The organism is Dokdonella sp., from assembly GCF_019634815.1.
In the GTDB taxonomy this organism is placed as follows: domain Bacteria; phylum Pseudomonadota; class Gammaproteobacteria; order Xanthomonadales; family Rhodanobacteraceae; genus Dokdonella_A.
In genome coordinates, this window is sequence record NZ_JAHCAP010000015.1 from 1 (window position 1) to 25,458 (window position 25,458).

Below are 25,458 nucleotides of genomic sequence, written 5' to 3' on the forward strand. Positions count from 1 at the left end.
GGGTCGGGATTCATCCCGACGCCTTGGGCGTTCGCTGTCGTGGGTCGGGATTCATCCCGACGCCTTGGGCGTTCGCTGTCGTGGGTCGGGATTCATCCCGACACCTCTTGTGCGGGAAGTGGAGTGTCGGGCTCAAGCCCGACCCACGGCTCACGTGCGTGGGTTTGGCGCGAGCAACCGTCCATGGTGCGCAGCCGCTCGGCATCCTGCCTCGCCCTCGCGCGCCCGGAGGGGCGCGCTCGACCATGTCCTTTGACACGTGTCAGGCCTTTGCGACTTGGCACAGGATGGTCCGCTGTTGAACCCCTCCCTCGCAGCCGACCCGGAGCAGACCGATGGACAGAAGAGATTTCCTCAAATTGACAGGTGCGGGCCTTGGCGGCCTCATGCTGCCGACCTTCGTCGGCCGCGCAATCGCAGCCGAAGAATTGCTCAGCACGCTGGATGTCGCCACCAAGAAGAAGCTGGCCGACGTCGCCCTGCAGGCGGCCAAGGCGGCGGGCGCCAAGTATTGCGATGTGCGTATTGGCCGCTACTTGCGCCAGTTCGTGATCACGCGCGAAGACAAGGTGCAGAACGTCGTCAATACCGAATCCACCGGTGTCGGCATTCGCGTCATCTCCAACGGCACCTGGGGTTTTGCCGCGACCAGTGAACTCAATGCCGACGCCGTGGCCAAAGCCGCGCGCCAGGCGGTGGCGATCGCCAAGGCGAATTCCAAGGTGCAACTCAAGCCGGTCGAACTGGCGCCGCTCAAGGGCGTTGGTGAGGTGAGCTGGGCCACGCCGATCGTCAAGAACGCGATGGCGGTACCGATCAAGGACAAGGTCGAACTGCTGCTCGGTGCCAATGCCGCCGCGGTCAAGGCCGGCGCCAACTTCGCCAGCTCGATGATGTTCGCGGTCAACGAGCAGAAATACTTCGCCTCGACCGATGGCTCCTACATCGACCAGGACGTGCATCGCATCTGGGCGCCGATGTCGGTCACCGCGATCGACAAGGAGAGCGGCAAGTTCCGTTCGCGCGACGGACTGTCCTCGCCTTGCGGCATGGGTTATGAGTACCTCGACGGCAAGCTCGAGGATCGCGTCACCCTGCCGTGTGGTGCCGTTGTGTACGGCAAGTCCTATGACATGCTCGGTGATGCCGAGCAGGCAGCCCGGCAGGCGCGCGAGAAACTCGTCGCGACGTCGGTCAAGCCGGGCAAGTACGATCTCGTGCTCGATCCGTCGAACATGTGGCTCACCATCCACGAATCGGTCGGCCACCCGACCGAGCTCGACCGCGTGCTCGGTTACGAAGCCAACTATGCCGGCACCAGTTTTGCCACGCTCGACAAGTGGAAGGAACATTTCCAGTACGGCAGCGACAAGGTCACCATCGTCGCCGACAAGACCCAGCCCGGATCGCTCGGCGCGGTGGGTTACGACGACGAGGGCGTCAAGACCGGCAAGTGGGACATCATCAAGGATGGCAAGCTGGTCAACTATCAGGTGATTCGCGATCAGGCGCACATCCTCGGCCTCAAGGCTTCGCAGGGCTGTTGCTACGCCGATTCGTGGTCGAGCGTGCAGTTCCAGCGCATGGCCAACATCTCGCTGCAGCCGGGCAAGGACAAGCTCAGCCCCGCGGAGATGGTCAAGAACGTCGAAAACGGCATCTACATCGTCGGCGCGGGTTCGTTCTCGATCGACCAGCAGCGCTACAACGCGCAGTTCGGCGGCCAGCTCTTCTACGAGATCAAGGACGGCAAGGTGACGCGCCCGATCGAGGACGTGGCTTACCAGATCCGCACGCCCGAATTCTGGAACTCCTGCGCTGCCGTGTGCGACCAGAGCGACTACCGCGTCGGTGGTTCGTTCTTCGACGGCAAGGGTCAGCCGAGTCAGGTTTCGGCAGTGTCGCATGGTTCGGCCACGGCGCGATTCAACGGCGTCAACGTCATCAACACCGCACGCAGCCTCGGCTGATCATCTGGAGATTTCACATGACCATCTACTCAGAACAGGAAGCCAAGGCAATTCTCGACAAGGCCATCAAGGCGTCCAAGGCCGATGGCTGCTCGGCAACCTTGTCCGGCTCCAATGCCGGCAACATCCGGTACGCGCTCAACGGCGTGTCCACCAGTGGTTCCGTGAGCGACTGCGACCTCGGTGTCGAGGTGTCGTTCGGCAAGCGTACCGGCACGGCCACGATCAACCACTTCGACGACGCCTCGATCGAGGCCGTGGTGCGTCGCGCCGAGGAGCTGGCCAGGCTCGCGCCGGAAAATCCCGAGTTCATGCCGCAAATCGACAAGCAGACCTACAAGGCCAGCAACACCTATTTCGAGAAAACCGCGGCGGTCACGCCCGAATATCGGGCCCGGGTTGCTGCTGCCTGCATCGAGCCATGCCGCAAGGACAAGCTGGTCGCAGCCGGCTATTTCGTCGACACCGCGAGTTTCGTCGCCACAGCCAACAGCAAGGGCAACTTCGGTTACCAGAAATCAACAGACATGGATTTCACCTGCACCGTGCGCACCGAAGACGGCAAGGGCTCGGGCTGGGTCGCACGCAATCTTTCCGATGTTTCGGCATTCGATCCCAAGAGCGACATCCAGACCGCGATCGACAAGGCCAAGGGCTCGGTCGATGCCAAGGCGCTCGAGCCCGGCAAGTACACCGTGATCATGGAGCCGGCCGCGACCGCGGGCCTGATCAGTTTCATGATGTTCGGCTTCGACGCGCGTCATGCCGACGAGGGCCGCAGCTTCCTGTCGAAGAAGGGGGGTGGCAACAAGCTCGGCGAGAAGCTGTTCGACGAACGCGTGACGATGTACGCCGATCCGTGGGATGCAAACGCCGCAGTGCTGCCGTGGGATCAGGAGGGCCTCGCCCGCGCGCGCACTTCGATCATCGACAAGGGCAAGGTCGAGTACCTGCACTATTCGCGCTATTGGGCACAAAAGCAGGGCAAGAAGGCGGTTGGCCAGCCCGGCAACCTGATCATGCTCGGCGGTGACAAATCGACGATGGACCTGGTCAAGGGCACCAAGAAGGGTGTGCTCGTCACCCGCACTTGGTACATCCGCATGGTCGATCCGCAGACGGTGCTGCTCACCGGCCTGACCCGCGATGGCACCTTCTACATCGAAGATGGCCAGATCAAGTATCCGATCAAGAATTTCCGCTTCAACGAATCACCCGCGATCATGCTCAACAACATCGAGGAGATGGGCAAGTCGGTGCGCGTGCAAGGCGATGAGTCACCCTTCATCATGATGGTTCCGCCGATGAAGATCCGCGACTTCACCTTCAGCTCGCTCTCCGACGCTGTCTAGCGGGAATCGGCAAGCGGGAATCGGGAAATCCGATTCCCGCATCCTGCCGTCTGCATCACTGCCCCTGACCTGGCATGACACGTTCGGAATTCCTTCGGCTGATGCTTGCCGGTACCGCCGGCGCGCTGCTTGCGCCGGCTGCGCGGGCGCAAACCGCGACCGCCATTGCGCAGTCCCATCCGGCTCCAGACTCTTTCGATTTCTGGTTCACCCGCCTGATGTACGAGTCGGGCGACTGGGATGTCGACCAGCGCATGCCGTCCAATCTCGTCGATGCCTTGATCCAGTACACGAACTTGCGTGTCGATCCCGTCGAGCGGGTGGTTCCGTTGGCCGATCCGCGCATGTTCGGCGCGCCCTTTTGTTACCTCGCCGGCCACAAGCTGGTCGAGTTCAATGCCGACGAACGACGCAACTTCGAAACCTATGTGCGCAGCGGGGGTTTCGTGTTCGTCGATGACTGCAATCACGACATTGACGGCTTGTTCGCCAAGTCTTTCGAGCGCGAGATGGCGGCGATATTCGGTGCCGCAGCGCTGCAGAAGTTGCCGGCCAAACATCCGCTGTACTCGAGCTTCTTTGAATTCGACGGTCCCCCCGCCACCGGCTTCGAGCTCAATGGCTGGGGCGACGATCTGGTTCACGACTACCTCAAGGGCATCAGCATCGACGGTCGTCTGGGTGTGCTCTACAGCAACAAGGACTACGGTTGCGAGTGGGACTACGACTGGCGCAACAAGCGCTTCCTCGCCCAGGACAACACGAAGTTCGCAGTCAACATCGTCATCTATGCGCTGACTGCCTGAGTACGCCGCGCAGCGTGACATCCTGCACGTGCCGGCGTGGCGGCCACGGCCGACAATCGGTGCTCCTGAACGGAGCTTGCGCATGAATGAGACCGCGATCACTTCCGAGCATGAGCTTGGCCAGAGCCTTGCCCGGCTGGGCGCGCTGCGCGAGGCGGTCGCACGCGCGGTCGTCGGCCAGCAGCAGGTTGTCGAGCAATTGCTCATCGGTCTGCTCGCTGGCGGCCACTGCCTGATCGAGGGTGTGCCGGGACTGGGCAAGACCTTGCTGGTGCGCTCGCTCGGTCAGGCGCTGGCGCTCGATTTCCGTCGCATCCAGTTCACGCCCGACCTCATGCCCAGCGACATCATCGGTACCGAGCTGCTGGAAGAGGATCACGGCACCGGCAAGCGCTATTTCAAGTTCCAGCAGGGCCCGGTGTTCACCCACCTGCTGCTTGCCGACGAACTCAATCGCACGCCGCCCAAGACGCAATCGGCCCTGCTCGAGGCCATGCAGGAGCGCACGGTGAGCTACGCCGGCACCACCCATGCGCTGCCGCGGCCGTTTTTCGTTCTGGCCACGCAGAATCCGCTGGAGCAGGCCGGCACCTATCCGCTGCCCGAGGCGCAGCTCGATCGCTTCCTGCTGCACGTCAAGGTCGACTATCCAGCCGAAGACGAGGAACGCGCGATCCTCGTGCAGACCACCGGTGCCGCGACCGCGCAAGTCGAGGCGGTGATGACGGGCGAGGAACTGCTCGCCCTGCAGGCGCTGGTACGCGAGGTGCATGTGAGCGAGGGTTTGCTCGGCTGGATCGTGCAGCTGGTGCGCGCGACGCGGCCCCGGGACAGCAACATCACCGCGGTGCGTGAATGGGTGCGTTGGGGCGCGGGTCCGCGTGCGGGTCAGTCCTTGATTCTCGCCGCCAAGGCGCGCGCCTTGCTGCATGGTCGGCTGGCGGCAACGCGGGAAGATATTTGCGCACTCGCCGCGCCGGTGTTGCGACATCGCCTGTTGCTCAGTTTCAGCGCCGAAGCCGAGCAAAAGAGCGGCGACGATGTGGTCGCGGCCCTGCTCACGGCCTTGCCTGCGCCGTGATCCGCCGCGTCGCCCGCAGGCGCATGCCCATGCCATCCGCACGCTGCGTGCAGCGCACGCCCGGGACGCCATGAGCGGCGGCTTCATCGAGCCGGAGCTGCGCGCGCGCCTGCGAGATCTGCGCATAGCCCCGCGGCGCGCTGCGGGGGGCGATGGCCTGGGCCAGCACAGCAGCCGCAGCCGCGGCGCCGGACTCGAGTTTGCCCAGTACCGCGCCTATGAGCCGGGTGACGAACCGCGCCGCATCGATTGGAAACTCTATGCGCGCTCGGATCGCTTTTTCGTGCGCGAAGCCGAACGTGACAGCCCGCTCGATCTGTGGCTCCTGCTCGACGCCACCGCCTCGATGCAGCAAGCCGATCAGGCACGCCCCGCCCTGCGCAAGTTCGATCGCGCCTGCACCTTCGCCGCGTGTCTGATTGAAATCGCCTTGCGGCAAGGCGATCGTTTTGCGCTCGCCACGCTGGGCCGGCAATCGCCGCTGTTGCTCCCTCCCGGGCGCGGCGCGCGCCAGCGCGACCGCATTGTGCTGGAGCTGTCGCGCTGCACCGCCGCTGGTGATTGGCCTGGTGCCGTTGCCGAAAACCTGATCGGTGCGCGCATCGCCGCACACGCACTGGTCATCGTGATCTCGGATTTCTTCGACCCGGCCGCGCTCGACCTGATGCGGCGCCTGGCTGGCGCCGGCCGCGAAGTGCGTGCACTGCAACTGCTTGCAGCCGACGAGCGTGATTTTCCGTTCAGCGGCGGACATCGCTTCATCGACCCGGAAGGCGGCCTTCAGCGTCGCGTCGATGCGGGCGCGGTCCGCAAGGACTACCTTGCGCGTTTCGCGGCCGCCCGCGCCGAACTTGCAACCGACTGCGCGGCGCTCGGCATCGTGTTCGCCACGCATGTGCTCGATGAAGCGCCCGAGCGCGCCCTGCGCAGCCTGCTCGTCGACGCCGGTGCGTCGCGATGATGCCGCTCTTGCTCGCGCCGCTCGGGCTGTTGGCGCTGCTGGCACTGGCGATTCCGCTGCTGCTGCATCTGGTGCGCCGCCTGCAGCTCACCGATACGCCGTTCGCCGCGCTGCGCTGGGTCAGCGAACGCCATCAACCGCAGCGGCGACTGCGGCTGGAGCGACCCTGGCTGCTGTTGCTGCGCGTGTTGTTGTTCGCGGCGCTGGCCTTGTTGCTGGCGCAGCCCGTGCTCGAGTCGCGGCAGGGCGATGCGGGCGCAGATTGGGTCGTGGTGGCGCCCGGCGCCGATCTCGGCGCGGCGCGCGCGCACGTCGGCGACGGCGCGCAGTGGCATTGGCTTGCGCCGGGATTCCCCGCGCTCACGGACACGCCGACATCGTTGGTGACGCCGACGTCGAGTCTGCTGCGTGAACTCGATGCGCGCGCGCCGGCTTCGGCACGCCTGCGCATCGTCGTGCCGGCACGGCTCGGCGGACTCGATGGCGAGCGCCTGCGCCTGCGCCATGCGTTTGATTGGATCGTGGTGCCCGGACAGTCGCCAGCGGTGGCACCCGCCAATCCAGTCAGCCACGACTTGGTGGTGCGCCATGATCGAGCGCATGACGGCGCAGTCGACTATCTGCGCGCGGCGGTCGCCGCATGGAACGTGCGCGCACCCGGATGCTGCACGCTCGACGTGCAGCCACTGACACAGCCCTTGCCTGCGGATGCCCGTTGGCTGATCTGGCTTGCGCCCGAGCTGCCGACGGCGATTCGTGCCTGGGTCGAGCGCGGCGGTGTCGCGCTGGTCACGCAGGGCGTGCAGGACGATGTCGCGGCGCAGGTGCTTTGGCGTGACGCCGATGGCGCAGCGCTTGCGCGCGAACGCAGTGTCGGCAGCGGACGCCTGATCCTCGTGCCCACGGTGTTCGACCCCGCGCACCTGCCGCTGTTGCTCGATGGCGACTTTCCCGAGCGCCTGTATTCGACCCTGCGTGGTCCGCAACCTGCGCCGACCCACGCCGCGGCTACCGCTGTCGAAGCCGTGGCCGACAGCACGCCTGCGCCGACGGGCGCGCGCGCCTTCGGTCAGTCGTTGCGCGCGCTTGATCCGTGGCTGGCGCTGCTGATCAGTGCCTTGCTGCTTGCCGAACGCTGGCTGGCAACACGCCGCCGCGGTGCGGGGGACCCATGAAGCCCGCGGCCGATCGGTTGGGATTCTGGATTGCGGCGGCGCGCCGACGCGAGATCGCCAGCCTCTTGCTGGTCATCCTGCCACCCATGCTCGCCGCGCTCGTGGTGATCTGGCGCATCGTCGGCCCGCGTGCGGCCGTGATCGCAGCCGCGCTTTCATTTGCGCTGCTGGTTTGCTTGCTCTGGCGCGCCGTTCGCCGTGACCTGCGGACGGCGATCACGCGCCGGCTCGATGCACAGGCGCCGCAACTGGAGGACAGCTCCGGGCTGCTGTGGCGAGCGCAAACCGAACCGGGAACGCTGGCCGACCTGCAACGCGCACGCCTGCTGGCGCGGCTCGATGGGCTCGCGGTCGAAGTGCGTGCGCCGTGGCCGCGCGCGCGCATGCTTGCGAGTGCGGCGGTGTCTCTGGCCCTGTTCGCGCTGGCAGCGGTTTGGCCGCAAGCAGTCGGTCAGCGCGAGGCACGTGTGGCCGGCGTGATCGCGGGCAGCACGACATCGACACGCATCGAAGCGGCGCGGGTGGAGATCGAGCCGCCGGCCTACACGAAGTTGCCTGCGCGCAGCGAGGCTGCGCTTGACTTCGAGGTGGCGCAGGATTCACGTCTGGTTTGGGACCTGCGTCTGACGCCGGTGCCTGGGTCGGTGCGGTTGGCTTTCCACGATGGCAGTCACCTGCAATTGCGGCGGCAAGCCGATCACTGGCAGGGCGCGCGCACACTCGCCGCATCGAGTCTGTACCGGATCGAAGTCGAGGGTGCGCCGCCGCTCGCCGATGAACTCCATCGCATCGACGTGCGCGCAGATCGCGCGCCTTCGATCCGCGTGATCGCACCCGGGCATACCTTGACGGTGCACGCCGACCAGCAGAAGGATTGGCCATTGGAATTTGCAGTCGACGACGACTTCGGCATCGCCAAGGCCGAGCTGTTTCTGACCCGTGCGAGCGGCAGCGGCGAGGCGATCGCCTTCGATGAAAGCAGCCTCGTGCTGCAAGCCGAAGCGGGACCGACGGTGACGGCTGCCGACGCCGGGCAGGGGCGCGGCGCAAGCCTGCGCTACCGTCATCTCGTGGATTTGTCCGCGCTGGGTTTTGCCAGCGACAGCGAACTCATTGCCCGACTCGTCGTCAGCGACAACCGCGAGCCGAGTCCCAATGTTGCACGCAGCGCGAGCCTGATCCTGCGCTGGCCGGCACCTGCGGCGACCGCGGGTGCGGGCGTCGAGGGCATCGCCCAGCAGACCTTGCCCGCGTATTTCCGCAGCCAGCGCCAGATCATCATCGACACGCAGGCGTTGATCGCGCAAAAGCCGGACTTGGCTGCGCAAGCCTTCCTGCAGCGTTCGGATGCAATCGGCGTCGATCAGAAGATCCTGCGCCTGCGCTATGGCCAGTTTCTCGGCGAGGAATCGGAAGGTCACGCCGAAGCTGCCGTCGAGGGCGGCCAGGCAGCGCCCGACTCGCAGCTCGGCGCGTTGGCTGGCTTGCATGGCGCCGAAGAACACGCGCCGGCGGGCAGCGGGCGTGCCGGTGCTGCCGCTGCGGTCGAAGCCGAGTTTGGACATGTTCACGACATCGCCGAGGCGTCGACCCTGCTCGACCCGCAAACGCGTGCCACGCTCAAGGCTGCGCTCGACCAGATGTGGCAAGCGGAACTGCATCTGCGCCAAGGCGAGCCGGCGCAGGCACTGCCGTTCGAGGAACGTGCGCTCGAGTTCATCAAGCAGGCGCAGCAAGCCACGCGCATCTATCTCGCGCGCGTCGGTCTGGAATTGCCCGTGCCTGACGAAAAACGGCGCCTCTCCGGCGAGCGCGGCGATCTGTCCGATCGCAGCGCGGTGCAGCCCGTCCGCGATGGCGGCGGGGATGCACTGGCTGCGCTGTGGCGCGCGCTCGGCAACGGCGATGCGCCTGACTGGGCGGCCGCGCGCACTGCCTTGCGGGCACGCACGGATGCCGGCCCGCGACAGCTCGATGCGCTGGCCGCGCTCGATCGCGCAGAGCGTGATGCGAGCTGCAGTCCCTGCAGGACGCGTCTGCGTGCAGCGCTGTGGGCTCTGCTGCCACAACCGGCCGCGCACGTGCTGCCGCGTGTTGCTCCGGCGGCCGAGGCTGCGGCGTATCTCGATGCCGTGCAGGCCGCGCGCGGAGAGCGGCGATGAGTGCGCACGGCCTGAGCATCCTCCTGCTTGCGCTCGCCGGTGTGCTCGGCTGCCTGCGCGTCTGGCGCGCAGGCACGGCGCATCGATCTTGGCTGTGTGCCTTGCAGCTTGCGCTCGCGGCTGCGCTCTATTTCTGCCTGTGGCCGCCGAGCGGCAGCGAGCAGTTCACGCAGGGTGAACTGGTGGTGCTTGCACCCGGCGCGAGCGCGCAGCAGATTGCCGCGGCACGTGGCACGCTCGTCGCCTTGCCCGGTGTGGAGGCGCCCCGTGCGATCGAGCGCGTCCCGGATCTGGCCGCCGCATTGCGCGAACACGCAGATGCGCAGCGCCTGCGCGTAATCGGTGGTGGCCTGCCCGCGCGCGACCTCGATGCCGCACGCGGCCGGCTCGTCGCTTTCGATGCGGCGCCCTTGCCCCCCGGCATCGTCGAACTCGATGTGCCGCCGCGGATTGCCGCCGGCACGCAGTGGCAGTTGCAGGGGCGTGCCGAGGGTCTTGCCGCGGGACGCGTGGAGCTGCGCGATCCGGCGGGACAGGTGAGCGCGGCGGTCGAGCCTGATGCGCAGGGTCGCTTCACGCTCGGTGCCACGGCCAAGGATGCCGGCGCGGCGGTGTACGAACTGCGCGCGCTCGATGCAAAGGGCGCGCTGGTCGAGCGGCTCGACCTGCCGATCGTGGCCGAAGCCGGTAGCGCGCTGCGCATCCTGCTGCTGGCGGGCGCGCCGGATGCGCAGCTCAAGTATCTGCGTCGATGGGCGCAGGATGCGGGATTGGTCCTCGCCAGCCGAATCGGCCTGAGCACGGGCGTGGTGATGCGCGAAGGCACGCCGCAGATCGATGCCGCGACCCTGGCCGCGACCGATCTGGTGGTGATCGACGAGCGCGCCTGGTGGACGCTCGATGCGTCGCACAAGCAGGCGCTGCGCAGTGCAGTGGACGCTGGCCTGGGACTGCTGTTGCGTGTGACCGGCGAACTGCCGGACGCCGTCGCCCGGGATTGGCGCGCGCTTGGCTTCAGCCTGGAGGCGCAGCCCGCGGCTGGCCCGGTGTCGCTCGATCAGGCTGCGGGCTTGCACGATTCGCGTCTTGAATTCACGCCGCTGCCGCTGACACTCGCCGGCGCAGACACCGCGCCCTTGCTGCGTGCCGACGACGGCACCGTGCTGGCAGTGTGGCGCGGCGAGGGTCGCGGTCGTGTCGGCGTGATGCGCGTGGTCGATGACTGGCGCCTCGCACTGGCCGGTCATCGTCTCGCCCACGCAAGCCTGTGGAGCCGGATCGTCGCCCGGCTTGCCCGCGCGCGCGCCGCCGCCGATCCCCAATTGCCGCGCTCGGCTCGCGTCGGCGAGCGGGCCGTGATCTGCGCCGCACAGGCGGGCGATGTCATCGCACCGGAACCTGCAGGCATGGCGCGGATCGCCCTCGATGTCTCGACCAGCGATGGCTGTGCCGGATGGTGGCCGGCACAGGCGGGTTGGCATGCCTTGCTGCGCGGTTCACGGCGTTGGCCTGTTCATGTGCAGGCCGCCGATGCCGCGCCAGCGCTTGCGCAGGCGCAGCGCACACGGGCAACCCGCGCCTTGCTCGGCGTGGCTGCAGATGCGGGCGCGCTGGCAACACGTGCGCAGCCTTGGCCGCGCTGGCCCTTCCTGTTCCTGGTCATCGGCCTTGCGAGCCTGCTGTGGTGGTTGGAGCGACGCCTGCGCGAGGCTTGAGGCGATGTTGCCTGGATGATCCGTGCTGCCTCAGCCGCAACCGCGCATTTGATCACGCAGCCCCGTGCGTTCGGCCTGGGCGTCGGCATCATCGCGGCGCTGGCGCAGACGCGCATCGACCCCGTCCAGTTGCTCGCGCAGGAACGCGCAGGCCTCTTGTGGCGTGGCCTGATGACACGGATCGCTGACCTGCACGTAGTAGCCCGCACCGGCGACGCTGGATGCGGGTCGATGTGGAATGTTGGCTGCGCCCGGGCCGCGTGAGGCGAGACCATCGCGACCCCCGTAGACCTCGGCGAGGCTGCGGTTGTAGTCACTGGCGACCGTGTAGGGCACCCAGTTGACGCGGCCGACCCCATTGGCGCCGAGGTAGCGACTGCCATCGCCAGCGCGGCAAATTGTCAATTTTGGTGTCGGCGCTGGCGGCGGTGGTGGCGCCTGCGCCACGCCCGCTTGGGTGTTGGTCACGACAGGAATGTCAGGTTTGGCCGCTGCATCAGCCACGCTCGGGACAGATGCACGTTCGGTTGGCAGATGCAGACGGGTTTGTCGTTGTCGTGGCGGACAGGGGCTGTCCTGAAATGCCAGACCCGCGGCACTTTCGCATCGAAAGACCTCGCCTGCGTGCGCGCCGGTGGCGAAAACCAGCACGGCAAGGAACAAGGCGGTGCGGTTTGGTGCCTTCATGCTGCGAACCTGCTGGCATGGGACTTGCTCAACCAGTCGCAAGTATCCGTCGGGAATCAAGTCCTTGTACACGCTTCATGATTTCGCGTTCAGCAACGGCCAGCGCAAGATCCGGTCGGCCGTGCTTGCCGCGGTCGCTCTGCTGCTGGTGCTGGGCCTGCTGGTGACAAGCTGGGTGCGGGCTGCCGCGGTACCCATTCTGGTCGAGCGCTACACCGCCGACATCGATCCCGATCAGCTGGCGAGTCTGCTGCACGGTGATTTCGACACTACGCTCAAGATCGAGCCCGATGCGGCGATGGTGAGTTCGCAGCGCGGCACCAGTTGGTACCGCGTGCGTTTGGTCAATGACTGGGTCTCGCCGCGCCAACCCGCACTGATGATTTCGGCAGCCAACGCGATCACCGTGCATGCCTACTCGCCGCCCGACTACATCGGCGCGGAGTACGGTCTGCACGACAGTAAGAGCGCGTGGCGACGCATCCGCCATGCGCTGGTGGTGCCTCTGGGCCTGGGCTGGCGCGCGACGACGCCGGTCTATCTGCGAGTGGATTCCTCGGTGTCGGCCGTGCACGCATTCAGCGTCAACGACCTGCATCACGCGCAGGAGCTCGAACTCGATCAGGCGCACTTCGACGTGATCTGGCCGGTCGCCCAGTTCACGCTGCTGCTGGCCGCACTGCTGACCCTGCGACCGCTCGGTGATCGACTTCTGTGGCCCTATCTCGGCCAGACCCTGGGATTGACCGTGCTGCTTGCGCTGCAGGCTGGCATCGGATTCGCCTATTGGCCCACCAGCCTGCTCGATCCATTGGGCGTGCGCGCAAACGGGTTCATGGCTTCACTCGTGATGGTGTTCGCGATCGTGTTCGCGCGCACCTTCCTCGACCTGCCGCGACGGGCGCCGCGACTGGCACAGGCGGGAAGCGTTGCCATCGGCCTGCTGCTGGTCTTTGCCTTGTTGTGCGCGCTGCCGCCGATCTTTCCCGACGGTTTGCTGCTGCGCTGTCTCGGTGCGCTGGCGCTGGTCATCAGCCTGCTGGTGTGGGGAAGTGGCTGGTTCGCCGGCTGGCGCGGCCAGCGCGGGGCGGGCGGCTTCATCATCGCCTGGGCGCCGACCTTCCTGGTGATGCTGTTCAATGCCGCGCACCTGATCCTGGAAGCGCCGCGCCCGGCGCAGCTGATCGCGGCCCAGCCGGTGGTGCTGACGATTGCGTCGTTGGGATTGCTGTACGTACTGGCGACGCGCATGACGCGCTGCCGTTTCGATCCGCAATGCGCGGTGGAAATGCGGGAGCGCGATTTGCTCACCGGGGCCCTCAATCGCAGTGCCACGGTGGCCGCCCTGCGTGGCGCTTTCGTGGGCGCGCGCTACGCCAAGCGATCGCTGTCGGTGATCGTGGTCGAGCCTGATTCCCGCCTGCTGACGCTCGCGGCGGCGCAGGGGCGCAGTGCCACGGACATGTGCCTGCATTCGCTGATGGGATGCCTGGGCGAGGAACTGCGCGATGCCGACAGTGTTGGTCGTGTCGGCGACGAACGCCTGCTCGCGGTGCTGCCGGGCGCGAGCGAGGCCCAGGCGCGCGCGCTGGCCGCGCGCGTGGCCGCGCGTGCGACCAGCTGCAGCCTGCATTGGGGCGGAATGCAGCAGCGCTTGGCCGCGGTGTTCGGCGTGGCCACGCTCGCCCAGGAGATGCTCACGCCTGATGAGCTGCTCGCGCACGCCGATACGGCGCTGCAGGCGGCGCAAACCGCCTGAGACCGGGCCGCCTCAATGCAGGCTCTTGTAGACCTGCGGATCAAAGGCATCGACGGCGATCACCTCGTCGCGCGCATCGCGCGCCTCGTTCAGCAGATCGTATTCCTCGCCGCTGATCACGCCGGCCTCGACGCCGAGGTCGTCGAGCATGTAACCGGGCGCGCGATCAAGCACGCCGGCGCGTACCGCATCGCGCAGTTTGGTTTCAATCGGCAGCGCGCGCACCGCCTTGGCGAGCGCCGCTTCAAGCGCACCCAGGCCCGGTTCCTCGGGTGGCGGCACGAACACGTCGGCGGTGAGCGCCTGGCGTGCTTCGCGGTCTTCGAGGATGTCGCGGGCAACCGCGCTGCCGAGCCGGTCCGAGGGCGGGCGGAAGCGCGCGCCGAGCGGGAAGATCACCAGCCTGAGCAAGGCCGCAACCCAGCGCACCGGCAGGTTGTCGATCACGCCCACCAAGGCTTCCTGCACACGGTACAGCGCCAGTTCGGTCGACCAGCGCACCAGCACGAAATTGGAGTGGGTCTTGCCCTCATCGTGATAGCGCTTGAGAGTGCAGCTGGCCAGATACAGCCAGGCCAGCGCATCGGCGAGGCGGCCCGAGAGTTTTTCGCGCCGCTTGAGCGAGCCGCCGAGCGTGCCCATCGCGGTGTCGGAGAGGATCGTGAAGGCAGCGCAAAAGCGCGACAGATGCTGGTAGTAGCGGCCGGTATCCTCGGCATCCGGCTTGCCGGCCAGTCGTGAACCACTCCATGCCAACAATTTGGCGCGCACGATGCGCGTGCAGTAGAGATTGACGTGGCCGAAGATCGCGCGGTCGAAGGCGGCGAGGTCATTGTGCGCGACCGCATCGATTTCCTTCTGCACGAAGGGGTGGCAGCGGATCGCGCCCTGACCGTAGATCATCATGCTGCGAGTGAGGATGTTCGCGCCTTCCACGGTGATGCCGATCGGCACCGCGTCCCAGGCACGCGCGAGCGTATTGCGCGGACCGCGCTGGATCGCCGAACCGGCGCGGATGTCCATCGCGTCGCTGACCACCTGACGCATCGAGTCGGTGAGATAGGCCTTGCAGATGTTGCCGAGCACCGCGGGCTTTTCGCCCGCATCGAGCGCGCCGCAGGTGAGCGTGCGCGCGGCGGTCATCAGATAGGTGAGCCCGGCGATCCGCGCGAGCGGTTCCTCGATGCCCTCGAAACGGCCGATCGGCGTGTCGAACTGTTCGCGCACCGTGGCATACGCACCGCAGATGCGAGTGCACATCTGCGCCGCACCGATCGACAGCGCCGGCAGCGAGATCGATCGGCCCGCGGCGAGCGATTCCATCAGCATGCGCCAGCCGTTGCCGATTTGCGCGCGGCCACCGATCACCGCCTCGTCGAGCGGCACGAACACGTCCTTGCCGACGATCGGACCGTTCATGAAGGGCACGCCCATCGGGTCGTGGCGCAGACCGATCTCGACGCCCCGCGTCATGCGCGGGATCAAGGCGCAGGTAATGCCGCGATCCTCGACTTCGCCAATCAGCTTGTTCGGATCCTTGAGCCGGAACGCGAGACCGATCAGGCTCGCCACCGGAGCCAGCGTGATGTAGCGCTTCTTCCAGTTCAGACGCAGGCCGAGTACTTCGACACCATCGACCATGCGTTTTTCGACGATGCCTTCCGACTGCGTTGCCGCCGCATCCGAGCCTGCCTCGGGGCCGGTCAGCGCGAAGCAAGGGACTTCTTCGCCACGCGCAAGCCGCGGCAGCAGGCGTTGCTTCTGCTCGTCGGTGCCGTAATGCACCAGCAGTTCACCCGGGCCGAGCGAATTGGGCACCATCACGGTGACGGCCGCGGTGATCGAGCGCGTCGACAGGCAGGTGACCACGCGCGAGTGGCCGATCGCGGAAAAACCCAGGCCGCCGTATTCCTTGGGAATCACCATGCCCAGGAAGCGTTGTTCCTTGATGTACTGCCAGATCGCCGTTGGCAGGTCGCGTTGCTGGTAGACCTCCCAATCATCCAGGCGCCGACACAGTTCCTGCGTCGGGCCATCGAGGAACGCCTGCTCGTCCTCGCGCAGCGGCGCGGGCTTGAAGGCGAGCAGTTTGTTCCAGTCGGGCATGCCGCTGAACAAGTCGCCATCCCACCACACGCTGCCTGCCTCGAGTGCGATGCGCTCGGTCGCACCCAGCCGCGGCAGCACCTTGCCGAACACCGGCATGATGAAGCGCGACAGCAGGTGACGCCTCAGCGGCGGCAAGCCGAACAGCGCCGCCAGCACGATCGCGGCGATCAGGCAGGCGGAATACAGGCTCGGGTGGGTGATGCCGTCCAGGCGCCAGCCGATCAGCACGATGCCGATGGCGCACACCCAGGCAAGGAAGCCGAGGCCGCGAAAGGCGAGGATGCAAAACGCGACGAGGGCAAGGAGCAGGACGATCCAGATCATGTCGCCACCTCCGATGGATGCGGTGATTATGCCTGCAGCATTGCGGCCTGAGGGTGAATGCGAGCGCACTCGCGATTCGTCGTGTGCGCCGCGTGATGCCTTGATGCACGCTGCATTGCGCGCAGGCGCGGGAAGCTGCGAACATCAGAAAATGAAAAACAAGAACGAGATCGTCGAGAACTGGCTGCCGCGCTACACCGGCACGGCGCTGGCGGGTTTTGGCCGCCACATCCTGCTCACCAACTTCGGCCACTACGTCGATCTGTTCGCGCAATGGCACGGGGTCGAGGTGCAGGGCCGTGACCGGCCGATGCCCAATGCCACCGCCGATGGCATCACCATGATCAACTTCGGCATGGGCAGTCCCAACGCAGCGACGATGATGGACCTGCTCACCGCGATCGAACCGCAGGCGGCGCTGTTTCTCGGCAAATGCGGCGGGCTCAAGAAGAAGAACCAGCTCGGCGACCTGATCCTGCCGATTGCGGCGATCCGCGGTGAAGGCACGTCCAATGACTATCTACTGCCGGAAGTGCCGGCATTGCCCGCATTCCAGTTGCAGCGTGCGGTTTCGACGATGATCCGCGACCTCGGCCACGACTACTGGACCGGCACCGTCTTCACCACCAACCGCCGCGTGTGGGAGCACGATGTCGACTTCAAGGACTATCTGCGCAAGACGCGCTGCATGGCGATCGACATGGAAACCGCAACGGTATTCGCCGCCGGTTTCGCCAATTCGATTCCGACCGGTGCCTTGTTGCTGGTGTCCGATCAGCCGATGATCCCCGAAGGCGTCAAGACCGAAGCCAGCGACCGCCAGATCACCGCGAATTTCGTCGACGCGCACATCCGGATCGGCATCGAGGCGCTCAAGCTGGTGCGCCGCAACGGTCGCAGCGTCAAGCATCTGCGCTTCGAGGATGATGCCGAGGGGTGAGGGTTTGCGCGCTCACGCGCGGTGGGCGTTTCGGCGGGCGCCGAACTCACCGGCTTGTCCCGGCCTTTGCGATTGCACGCCTTCCCGTTTGCGTCGATGCGGATTCATTCCGCATCCCTGCGGGCCGGTGACACGCCTGCGCGCCAAGGCAAACGCCCAAACCAAATGCCAGGGCCCAAGTCCGATCCGGGGTCACGCTGCAGTGGCTGCTCCCCCTTTCGGTCTGGTCTGCGATGCGGCATGAGCAGACCCGGTCGATTGCGGTCGTTCGCACTCGAAGATCGCCGGGTCCGTCCTGCCGGTCGGCTCGAGAAGGCGAAAAGCCCTCTGCATTCGGCCGCTCCCATCCCGGCTTTCAGCGCAAGGTCAGCACGTAGACGGGCATGTTTCCGGTCGACTGCAGGGTGTTGCCAAAATTGCAGGCACGCATCTCCACCGCATCCGTGGCAGTAACCCGCAGTGCCTGGATCATCATGTTGGATGGCATCGATGCGCCCGATTGCAGGTTGAAGAACACCATGTCGTTGACTTGCGCCCCCGGGATTGAGGTGGTGAAGGTCATGCACGAATTCGCCGAAACGTTCAGTGATATCGCGCCGTTGCTGTAGCCGCCTGCGATCTTGCTGCGGGTAATGCTGTCGCTGGCAATCTCGGACGTGCCGACGGCGCCGTTGGCTATGGCGGCGGCGTTCACTGCGTTCGCGGCAAACTTCGACGACGTGATTGCGCCATCGGCAATCTTCGAGTTGCTCACCGCGCTTGTGGCGATCTTCGAATTGGTGACCGCACTGGTTGCGAGCGACGGGTTCGGGTAGTTTCCCGCGAGGGCGCCGCCAGCGGGACCACTGATGCCGCCGCTGAGCGTGAACTGCGACACCGGCGCGGTGGCAACGGCCTGCCGGGGAAGCATCGGCGTGCCCTCGACGCTGACCTCCAGGTAAAGCTGGTCACCCGAGAACGCACCGGGAAAGGCGAGTGACACGCTGAACAGGCCGTCGGTGACCGGGTAATCGGCTTCATTGATCGTGGCGCCCACCTGATTGCCGCCGCTTGCTGCGTCAAACAAGCGGAATGACAGATCAAAGGCTCCGTTTGCGGGCGCTCCGCTTTGTTCGAGTCGGCCCTGGTAGACAAAGTCGGGGATCTGCGGGGCTGCGAATGCGATCGCGCTGCAGGCAAGCAAGGACACGCCAAGAACAGTGCGCAACATGCCTGCGCGGATACTGGAAATCTTCATCACTTGCACTCCTCGAATCCATCGTTGAAAACAGAATCGCGCGGACCCGCGCTTATGCCGGCCTGGAAGCCGGAAACCAATGTGTAAGGACCGCCGCTGGCGTGTCCGATCACCGGCTCGCCCAGCGTGGCCTCGAGCCGGCGGCAGCCGCCCGCGGATGCACTGCGGCCACCTCCGGAAGAAATCGCTTGCGCCGTGACCTGCATGCTCCCGGCTTGTGCGGCACTCCATCCCACGACCACCGCGATTGCAGCGGCCGCGCCAATTCCAGATATCCAGCTCATCTTGTCTGCCTCTCGATGCTCGCTTGGGCGTTGCTACGGGGGTCCGGGACTTGCCCGGACGTCATTCAATGGAACAATCGGAAAACGGCACGCATTCCCGCCATGCTTTTACAAACCTGAACAACGAATTCAGGGAAGAGGCTGTTCCGAGCTTGCTGAAGGGGAATTCAAGTGGATCGCCGTGCAGCGCGCCAAGGCAAATCCGTTGCGCCATCACGAAGGTCATTGGCGGCGGCCGTCTTCCCCTGTTTCAATGCTGCATGTCGGCAGGCCGTGGCCATCGAGCGTCGAACGTTGCAGTTTCGGTTATCCCTGCAGCGCAGGCTTGACGACGTCCCAGTCAGCCGCCCGCCCACGCGGGCCGAGCGAGCCGAGCGGGCGTGCGTTGCAACTACGCTGCCGCAACGCGCTTGCCCAACAACGCCTGTGCGGCCCATTCCCCGGTTTCGACGCCACCTTCCATGAAGCCCTGATTGTCGAACGCGCAGTGCTCGCCGGCGAAATGCAGATTGCCGACGGCTTCGCCGATCGCGCCGCGGATCGTCGTCCACTGCCCCGGCGCAAGGCAGGCGTAGCTGCCTTTCGTCCACGCATGCGTAGGCCAGTGCATGCGCGCCTCGCGCGCGCGGCCGCGCGCGGCGGTGATGCCGGGCCAGATCGCTTCGAGCTGTGAAGCCGCCGCATCAGCCTGATCCTTGGGCGTGCCGCTGCCGATCTCGATGCCGTGGCGGCCGCCGACGAAATTGGTCAGGATGCCCGCGTTCCCCGCTTGCATGCGGCTGGTTTCCCAAGTCGTCTGCAAGGGTAGATCCGAATAGCTGCTGCCGCCGTTCGCGTGACGCGTGCGCCAAACGCGTTCTTCGAAGCCGATCATGAGTTTCGCGTTGGTGCCATAGCGCAGTTCCGCGATTGCGCGGCGCTTTGCCGCAGGCAGGTCCACATCGAGATGCACCTCGCGCAACAGCGTGAACGGCAAAGCGAGCACGACGCGGCGCGCGCGGCGCTCGATGGATGCCGCGCCGCGACGGAAAGACAACACGTAGTTGCCGCTGGCGTCCTGATGCAGCGATTCGAGCACGGTACCCGTGGTGATTGCATCCCCCAGCCGGTCCGCCAGTGCGTGCGGGATGCGATCGTTGCCGCCGCGCACATGAAAGCGCTCGTCGCTCGCGCCGAAGATGCGGAAGGCGTCGGTGCCAGGATCGATGAAGGTCAAGAAATTCAGCGCCGACTGTTCGCTGCATTCCAGACCCATTTCGGTGGTGTAGGCGACCTCGATCAATTCACGCAACCAACCCGATGCGCCGTTGCGATCGAGCCACTGCGTCATCGACTCGCGATCCAGCGCTTGCGCGCCGCCGGGCGTCGAATGGGTGATCTGCCCATCCGGCAAGCTCGCCGCATCGCGGGCGATCGCCTGCGCCAGCGGCGCGAATTCACGCAGGATCTCGTGCTCGGAATGGCGGCGCCCGGCACAAAACCAGATATCGCCGTAGGCCGTGGTCGGATCCTGCGCGAGATCGTCGAGCGCCAGTCCCAACTCGCCCGCCAAGGCGCGAATGCGCGTGTGTCCGGAGTCGATCAACTCGCCGCCGAGCTCGCACACCTGGTCATCCGCAAAATGCTTGCGCAGCGAAAACATGCGTCCGCCAACGCGATCCTGTGCCTCGTACAGCGCAACCCCGATGCCGGCCTGGCGCAAGCGCCACGCGCAGGTCAGGCCCGCGATGCCGGCGCCGACGATGACCACATCCGCATCGCGCTCTGAACGCCGCAACATGGCTGGGGCGCAGGCGGCCAGTGCCAGTCCTGCCGAGGCCGCGAGCGAATTGCGCAGAAAGCGCCGGCGCGCGTCATCCACGCGCAGGCTGCGCTCGCGCGCAATCGCTTCATCCAATGGCTCGCCACTGCGCGCGCACTGCGCCGCAATGGCAGCGCCACGACGCAGCAAGTCCACCAGTGCCGTGCGTGCCATATGCCCTCCCCAGGTCGTTTGGTGACGCCAGTATGCATCAGGGCCTGACGTCCGACCGTCCGTTCGCTTTCGTATTGGTGCGGACGTCGGGGACTGGCCTGACCTGCGCGCCAACCGTCAAAGCCAGAACGCCATGTCACGCAAGCGGGCCCCCTTGCCTGCCGGATCCGCAAGGGGCAGGCAAGGCAGTCAAGCCTGTTCCGGACCGGAGCGGCTTCAGGAAATCATCAATCCGGCGCTGTCCTGAAAGGCGCCGATTTCAGGGATCGTGTCCGCGAAGTGCCGGCAAACGCCAAGGGAATGGGCGACCTCAATCGTGCGCAGGGGCGCGCGTCAGCGCGTCGCCAAGGTCCGCCGATGCGCGTGAATCGACATCAGGACGCCGAAGCCCGCGAGCAGCGACACCGCCGAGGTGCCGCCATAGCTCACCAGCGGCAGCGGTACCCCGACCACCGGCAGGATGCCGGTGATCATGCCGCCATTGACCATCACGTAGACAAACAGCGCCATGCTGATCGAACCGGCGAGCAGGCGCGAATAGGTGTCGCGTGCGTTGGTGGCGATCCACAGACAGCGCGCGATGATGAAAACGTACAGCGCGAGCAGCAGCAGCACGCCGACCAGACCCCATTCTTCGGCGAACACCGAAAAGATGAAATCGGTGGTGTGCTCAGGCAGGAACTCCAGGCGCGATTGCGTGCCGTGATGCCAGCCCTTGCCCCACACGCCGCCCGAGCCAACGGCGATCTTCGACTGGATGATGTGCCAACCGTTGCCGAGTGGATCGGCTTCAGGATCGAGCAGGGTCAGCACGCGGTTCTTCTGGTAGTCGTGCAGAAACGGCCAGCCAATCGGTATCGCCACGGCGAATGCGCCCAGCAGCAGGCCAATGCGCCACCACGCCAGCCCCGAAAGGAAAATGCCGAAGGCGCCGCTGGCGGCAACCAGCAGCGCCGTGCCCAGATCGGGTTGCTTGGCGATCAGGGCTGCCGGCAGCACGATCAGCGCGCCGGCGATGCCGAGCGTGACCCAGCCCGGCGGCAAGGGGCGGCCGTTGAGATACCAGGCAATCATCATCGGCATCGTCAGCTTGAGCAGTTCCGATGGCTGGAATCGCACGAAGCGCAAGTCGAGCCAGCGGTTGGCGCCGCGGCCTTCGCCATGCATGACCACGATCACCAGCAGCACCAGACTCGCCGCATACAGCCACGGCGTCCAGTTGCGCAACACCGACGGCGGGATCCGCGAGATCATCAGCATCAGCACCAGTCCGAGCACGAAGCGCAGGCCTTGGGCGAGCACGAAATCAGGATCGAGATCGCTGGCGCTGAAGAGGGTGCCCAGGCCAATCCCCATGAGCAGCAACAAGGCGCCGAGCAGGGGGAGGTCCAGACGCGGCTTGCGCCACATCGTTCCCAGCCGGTAGCGCATCTGGGCAAGCAGCGTTCCGATCATGGCTGCTCGCCGCTGGCTGTGGCGAGGCTGCCGATGTGCTGCCGCTGTTGATCTCCCGGCAGCCAGGCGTCGAGCATCTTGCGCGCGATCGGCGCGGCGTCGCTGGCGCCGCTGCGACCGGCTTCGAGAGCGACCACCACGGCGATGCGTGGCGCATCGGCCGGCGTGAAGCATTCGAACAGCACCTGATGGCGCTCGATCGGGCTGGCGCTGATGCTGGTCCAGGTTTCATCGGTGCGCGAATAGCGTTCGGCGGTGCCGGTCTTGCCGGCGATGTCGTAGGGAAAACCAATGCCCATCGCGCGCGCGGTGCCGGCACGGACCACTTCGATCATGCCCCGCTGGACCGCGAGCCAATCTTCGGGTTTGCCGATCACGCTGGCCTGCTCGGGCGCGAGCGGCAGAACCACCGGCGCTTCGTCGCTGGCCGATTGCACCGCGCGCAGCAGGTGCGGCGTGTGCGGCACGCCGCGTGCGGCGAGCGTGCTCACGGCATTGGCCAGTTGCAGCGGCGTCACCACCCAGTAGCCCTGGCCGATGCCGGCGATCACCGTCTCGCCCGGATACCAGGGCTGGTTGAAGCGGGCGCGCTTCCACTGACGCGACGGCAGCACGCCGCTGCCTTCGCCGAGCAGATCGATCCCGGTCGGCTGGCCAAAGCCGAAGCGGCCGAGATAGTCGCTGAAGCGGTCGATGCCCATGTCGAGCGAGACCGAATAGAAATAGGTGTTGACCGAGCGCGCGATCGCCTGGACGAGATCGACGCGACCGAATCCGCCGCGCACGTCGTCACGGTAGGCGCGCGACTGGCCGGGGATGAAGAATTCACCCGTCGACAGCACGGTGTCTTCGGGTTTGCGCAGGCCCAGTTCGAGTCCGGCCAGACCAACGAACGGCTTCATCGTCGAGCCGGGCGTGTAGGTGCCGCGCAACAGGCGATTGAGCAGCGGCTTGTGCTCGGCTTCGAGCAGACCGCGGTAGTCGACGCTGGAAATGCCGTTGACGAACAGATTGGGATCAAAGCTCGGCACGCTGACCATTGCCAGCACCTCGCCCGAGCGCGGATCGATCGCGACCGCGGCGCCGGCACGGCCCTCGAATGCCGCCTCGGTGACTTCCTGCAAGTGGGCGTCGATCGAAAGGTAGAGGTTGTCGCCCGGCACCGGCGCAAGGCGGTCTGGCAACACGCGCAGCGGGCGATGGTCGGCGTTGACCTCGATCTTTTCGTAGCCGACATGGCCGTGCAGGCGCTTTTCATAGCTGCGCTCGATGCCGGTCTTGCCGATGTGGGTGGTGCCGGCGTACTCGCCCGCATCCAGCGCAGTCAGGTCATTCTCGTCGATTCGGCCCACATAGCCGACGGTGTGCGCGAACTCGGCACCCAGCGGATAGGAGCGCGTGAGATACGGCACCACCTCGACGCCGGGGAACGCCCAACGATTGATCGAGAACCGGGCAATTTCCTCTTCCGACAACTTGAGCCGCAGCGGTATGCCTTCGTAGGAGCGCTTGCGTTTGCGCTGTGCGTTGAAGCGCGTGATGTCGTCATCGCTGATCGGCAGCACTTCGCCCAGTCGCGTCACCGTCGCCTGCACATCGCCGGCCTGCTCGGGAGTGACCTCGAGGCGGAATGCGGCGATGTTCTCGGCCAGCAACACGCCGTTGCGGTCGTAGATCAGACCGCGACCGGGTGGCAGCGGGCGGGTGACGATGCGGTTGGCGTCCGAGCGCGCATTGAGTTCGGCATGCTGGCGCACCTGTAGAATCCAGAAGCGCACGCCCAGACCGATCAGGCACAGCACGATGATCGCCATTCCCGCGAGCGCGCGGCGGGTGAACAACGCCGCTTCGCGGTGAGCATCACCGATCGGCTTGTGTCCGTGGGCGGCGCGCTTGATGCGCTGGCGCAGCGAGTTCATCGTCATTCACGCGCGCGCTGGCGCAGGCGCAGGTTGTCGAGCAGCACGGACAGCAGTGGCCAAGCCAAGGTGCCGATTGCGGGGGCGATCCAGAAACTCGCCGGCGGCATCGCCTCGCCCGAAAAACCGCGGATCATCAAGGTGACGATGCGGTCATTGACGAGCAGGGCGAGCACGGCCAGTGCCTGCTGGCCAAGCGGAAAAAAACGCAAGCGTGAGCGAAAACGCAGCACGATGAAGGACAGCACGGTCAATCGCATTGCCTGCTCGCCCAGCAACTCGCCGGCGAGCAGGTCGCCACCCAGACCGAGCACGAAAGCCAGGCCCAATCCCATGCGCTCGGGCGCATCGAGTGACCAGTAGATCACCATCAGGCCGAGCCAGTAGGGTTTGAACGGCTCGAGCGCGCCCGGCAGCGGCATCAACTGCAAGACGAAGGCAAGCAGCAGGCTGCCGCTGAACAACCATGTCTGTTGGCGGATGCGGTTCACGGCTGCTCCGCTGCGACTGCGGCCGTGGGGGTGGCCGCCGGCGGTCGTGTCGTCGGCTCGGTCGCTCGGTCCGCCACGGGTTCGCCGGCGTCAGTCGTCGGGTCAGCCGCCGCAGGCGCGGCAGCCGGTGACTCACGCGGCGGGCCGTAGGGTTGCGGTTGCTCTTGCAACAGCAGCACCTCGCCACTGCGATCGAGCGCTGCAGTCGGACGCGCGGTCGCGGCAATGAACAGGCCCTTGCTGTCTGTGCTGACTTCACCTATCACGCCGACCGGGAAGCCCGCGGGAAAGCGCCCACCCAGGCCCGAGGTCAACAGTCGGTCGCCGCTGCGCAAGTCGGCGCTGCGCGGCACGTCGCGCAGTTCAAGCCGATCACTCGCACCACTGCCGTACGCGATCGCCCGCAGGCCGGTGCGTTCGACCACCACCGGGATCGCATGCGTGGGATCGGTGATCAGCATGGCCACCGAGGTATTGGGCAAGACCTCGACGAGCTGCCCCATGATGCCGTGCGCATCGATCAGCGGCTGGCCGACCCTGGCACCCTGGTTGGTGCCGACATCGAGCACGACGCGATGGCGGAACGGATCGAGATCGACATCGATGAGGCGCGCGAACTGCACCGAGAGGCCCAGATGCTGCTGCGCATCGAGAAGGTCCTTGAGGCGTGCGTTCTGCGCGAGCAGGGCATCGAGTCGATTCAGGCGCGTCTGCGCGAGCAGCAACTGCTGGCGCAACTCGCGGTTCTCGTTGCTCAGCTGCTGCTGGCTCACCACCGCGTCGCGGGTCGCGCGGGCGACGCTCGCGGGCAGCGCGGCAAGGCGGTAGATCGGCTCCACCAGCATGCTGGCGCGGGTTCGCAGCGACTGCAGGTAATCGCCGCGATGGTCGATCACCATCACCGTGATCGCGGCCGCGAGGTAGAGGATCAGCCGCAGCGTGCTGGCGCCGCCCTCGGCGAACAGGGTGGCGGTGTTGTCACGTGCGATGGGCATGGGTGCCGGGAGTCGGAATGCGAAGCAGCGCGGTCATCGAGGGCCGCGTGCGCCAACACGC

The 25,458-nt window shown here is 66.2% G+C and carries 18 protein-coding genes; 10 read left to right on the plus strand and 8 right to left on the minus strand.

From position 1 onward, the window contains the following. Positions 1 to 335: 335 nt before the first annotated feature. The 8 genes from KF759_RS08805 (at position 336) to KF759_RS08840 (ending at position 11,222) form a co-directional block, all read left to right on the plus strand. Positions 336 to 1,970 carry a TldD/PmbA family protein gene (locus KF759_RS08805; RefSeq protein WP_291224621.1) on the plus strand — a complete coding sequence of 545 codons (1,635 nt, stop codon included), beginning with the start codon at positions 336 to 338 and terminating at the stop codon, positions 1,968 to 1,970. A 17-nt stretch (positions 1,971 to 1,987) separates the two neighbouring features. Further along, the gene (locus KF759_RS08810) at positions 1,988 to 3,322 is read left to right on the plus strand and encodes a TldD/PmbA family protein (protein ID WP_291224623.1); all 1,335 of its coding nucleotides are present in this window, start codon (positions 1,988 to 1,990) and stop codon (positions 3,320 to 3,322) included. Positions 3,323 to 3,540: 218 nt separating this feature from the next. Continuing rightward, positions 3,541 to 4,128, plus strand: a complete 588-nt coding sequence (locus KF759_RS08815) for a DUF4159 domain-containing protein (RefSeq protein WP_291224742.1) — start codon at positions 3,541 to 3,543, stop codon at positions 4,126 to 4,128. Positions 4,129 to 4,210: 82 nt separating this feature from the next. Continuing rightward, a complete protein-coding gene (locus tag KF759_RS08820) occupies positions 4,211 to 5,209 on the plus strand; it encodes a MoxR family ATPase (RefSeq protein ID WP_291224625.1) in 999 nt (332 codons plus the stop codon). A 70-nt stretch (positions 5,210 to 5,279) separates the two neighbouring features. Further along, a complete protein-coding gene (locus KF759_RS08825; RefSeq protein WP_291224627.1) occupies positions 5,280 to 6,170 on the plus strand; it encodes a DUF58 domain-containing protein in 891 nt (296 codons plus the stop codon). Next, positions 6,167 to 7,345 carry a BatA domain-containing protein gene (locus tag KF759_RS08830; protein ID WP_291224629.1) on the plus strand — a complete coding sequence of 393 codons (1,179 nt, stop codon included), beginning with the start codon at positions 6,167 to 6,169 and terminating at the stop codon, positions 7,343 to 7,345. The genes KF759_RS08825 and KF759_RS08830 overlap by 4 nt, the downstream gene beginning before the upstream one ends. Next, the gene (locus KF759_RS08835; RefSeq protein WP_291224631.1) at positions 7,342 to 9,507 is read left to right on the plus strand and encodes a DUF4175 family protein; all 2,166 of its coding nucleotides are present in this window, start codon (positions 7,342 to 7,344) and stop codon (positions 9,505 to 9,507) included. The genes KF759_RS08830 and KF759_RS08835 overlap by 4 nt, the downstream gene beginning before the upstream one ends. After that, complete coding sequence (locus KF759_RS08840) at positions 9,504 to 11,222, plus strand: hypothetical protein (protein WP_291224633.1); 1,719 nt, start codon at positions 9,504 to 9,506, stop codon at positions 11,220 to 11,222. Before KF759_RS08835 ends, KF759_RS08840 begins: the two co-directional genes overlap by 4 nt. Positions 11,223 to 11,252: 30 nt before the next feature. Here KF759_RS08840 and KF759_RS08845 read toward each other — a convergent pair whose 3' ends face one another. Continuing rightward, complete coding sequence (locus KF759_RS08845; protein ID WP_291224634.1) at positions 11,253 to 11,690, minus strand: hypothetical protein; 438 nt, start codon at positions 11,688 to 11,690, stop codon at positions 11,253 to 11,255. A 283-nt stretch (positions 11,691 to 11,973) separates the two neighbouring features. Here KF759_RS08845 and KF759_RS08850 point away from each other — a divergent pair, with 283 nt between their 5' ends. Continuing rightward, positions 11,974 to 13,668, plus strand: coding sequence for a diguanylate cyclase (locus tag KF759_RS08850; RefSeq protein ID WP_291224636.1), 1,695 nt, complete (start codon positions 11,974 to 11,976; stop codon positions 13,666 to 13,668). A gap of 12 nt (positions 13,669 to 13,680) precedes the next feature. Here the strand turns inward: KF759_RS08850 and KF759_RS08855 are convergent, their stop codons facing one another. Further along, entirely contained in the window at positions 13,681 to 16,101 is a 2,421-nt protein-coding gene (locus KF759_RS08855) for an acyl-CoA dehydrogenase (RefSeq protein WP_291224638.1), read from the minus strand. 151 nt (positions 16,102 to 16,252) lie between these two features. Here KF759_RS08855 and KF759_RS08860 point away from each other — a divergent pair, with 151 nt between their 5' ends. Then, positions 16,253 to 17,041, plus strand: a complete 789-nt coding sequence (locus tag KF759_RS08860; protein ID WP_291224640.1) for an AMP nucleosidase — start codon at positions 16,253 to 16,255, stop codon at positions 17,039 to 17,041. Between the two features lie 355 nt (positions 17,042 to 17,396). Here the strand turns inward: KF759_RS08860 and KF759_RS08865 are convergent, their stop codons facing one another. The 6 genes from KF759_RS08865 to mreC form a co-directional block, all read right to left on the minus strand. Further along, a complete protein-coding gene (locus KF759_RS08865) occupies positions 17,397 to 18,077 on the minus strand; it encodes a hypothetical protein (RefSeq protein WP_291224642.1) in 681 nt (226 codons plus the stop codon). Positions 18,078 to 18,953: 876 nt separating this feature from the next. After that, positions 18,954 to 20,537 (minus strand): FAD-dependent oxidoreductase, encoded by a 1,584-nt coding sequence (locus tag KF759_RS08870; protein ID WP_291224644.1) that lies wholly within the window; start codon positions 20,535 to 20,537, stop codon positions 18,954 to 18,956. 333 nt (positions 20,538 to 20,870) lie between these two features. Then, positions 20,871 to 21,992: a rod shape-determining protein RodA gene (gene rodA / locus KF759_RS08875; RefSeq protein ID WP_291224645.1), complete on the minus strand. Its 1,122-nt coding sequence runs from the start codon at positions 21,990 to 21,992 to the stop codon at positions 20,871 to 20,873. Then, entirely contained in the window at positions 21,989 to 23,911 is a 1,923-nt protein-coding gene (mrdA, locus tag KF759_RS08880; protein WP_291224647.1) for a penicillin-binding protein 2, read from the minus strand. The genes rodA and mrdA overlap by 4 nt, the downstream gene beginning before the upstream one ends. A gap of 2 nt (positions 23,912 to 23,913) precedes the next feature. Then, positions 23,914 to 24,402: a rod shape-determining protein MreD gene (gene mreD / locus KF759_RS08885; RefSeq protein WP_291224649.1), complete on the minus strand. Its 489-nt coding sequence runs from the start codon at positions 24,400 to 24,402 to the stop codon at positions 23,914 to 23,916. Further along, positions 24,399 to 25,397, minus strand: a complete 999-nt coding sequence (gene mreC / locus KF759_RS08890) for a rod shape-determining protein MreC (RefSeq protein WP_291224651.1) — start codon at positions 25,395 to 25,397, stop codon at positions 24,399 to 24,401. Before mreC ends, mreD begins: the two co-directional genes overlap by 4 nt. Between the last annotated feature and the right edge of the window lie 61 nt (positions 25,398 to 25,458).

Coding starts and splice junctions, on each gene's coding strand:
- KF759_RS08830 (WP_291224629.1), top strand. CDS start 6,167: ATGATGCCGCTCTTGCTCGCGCCGCTCGGGCTGTTGGCGCTGCTGGCA.
- mreC (WP_291224651.1), bottom strand. CDS start 25,397: ATGCCCATCGCACGTGACAACACCGCCACCCTGTTCGCCGAGGGCGGC.
- KF759_RS08860 (WP_291224640.1), top strand. CDS start 16,253: ATGAAAAACAAGAACGAGATCGTCGAGAACTGGCTGCCGCGCTACACC.
- KF759_RS08820 (WP_291224625.1), top strand. CDS start 4,211: ATGAATGAGACCGCGATCACTTCCGAGCATGAGCTTGGCCAGAGCCTT.
- KF759_RS08815 (WP_291224742.1), top strand. CDS start 3,541: ATGTACGAGTCGGGCGACTGGGATGTCGACCAGCGCATGCCGTCCAAT.
- KF759_RS08855 (WP_291224638.1), bottom strand. CDS start 16,101: ATGATCTGGATCGTCCTGCTCCTTGCCCTCGTCGCGTTTTGCATCCTC.
- KF759_RS08805 (WP_291224621.1), top strand. CDS start 336: ATGGACAGAAGAGATTTCCTCAAATTGACAGGTGCGGGCCTTGGCGGC.
- mrdA (WP_291224647.1), bottom strand. CDS start 23,911: ATGAACTCGCTGCGCCAGCGCATCAAGCGCGCCGCCCACGGACACAAG.
- rodA (WP_291224645.1), bottom strand. CDS start 21,992: ATGATCGGAACGCTGCTTGCCCAGATGCGCTACCGGCTGGGAACGATG.
- KF759_RS08840 (WP_291224633.1), top strand. CDS start 9,504: ATGAGTGCGCACGGCCTGAGCATCCTCCTGCTTGCGCTCGCCGGTGTG.
- KF759_RS08810 (WP_291224623.1), top strand. CDS start 1,988: ATGACCATCTACTCAGAACAGGAAGCCAAGGCAATTCTCGACAAGGCC.
- KF759_RS08825 (WP_291224627.1), top strand. CDS start 5,280: ATGAGCGGCGGCTTCATCGAGCCGGAGCTGCGCGCGCGCCTGCGAGAT.
- KF759_RS08870 (WP_291224644.1), bottom strand. CDS start 20,537: ATGGCACGCACGGCACTGGTGGACTTGCTGCGTCGTGGCGCTGCCATT.
- KF759_RS08835 (WP_291224631.1), top strand. CDS start 7,342: ATGAAGCCCGCGGCCGATCGGTTGGGATTCTGGATTGCGGCGGCGCGC.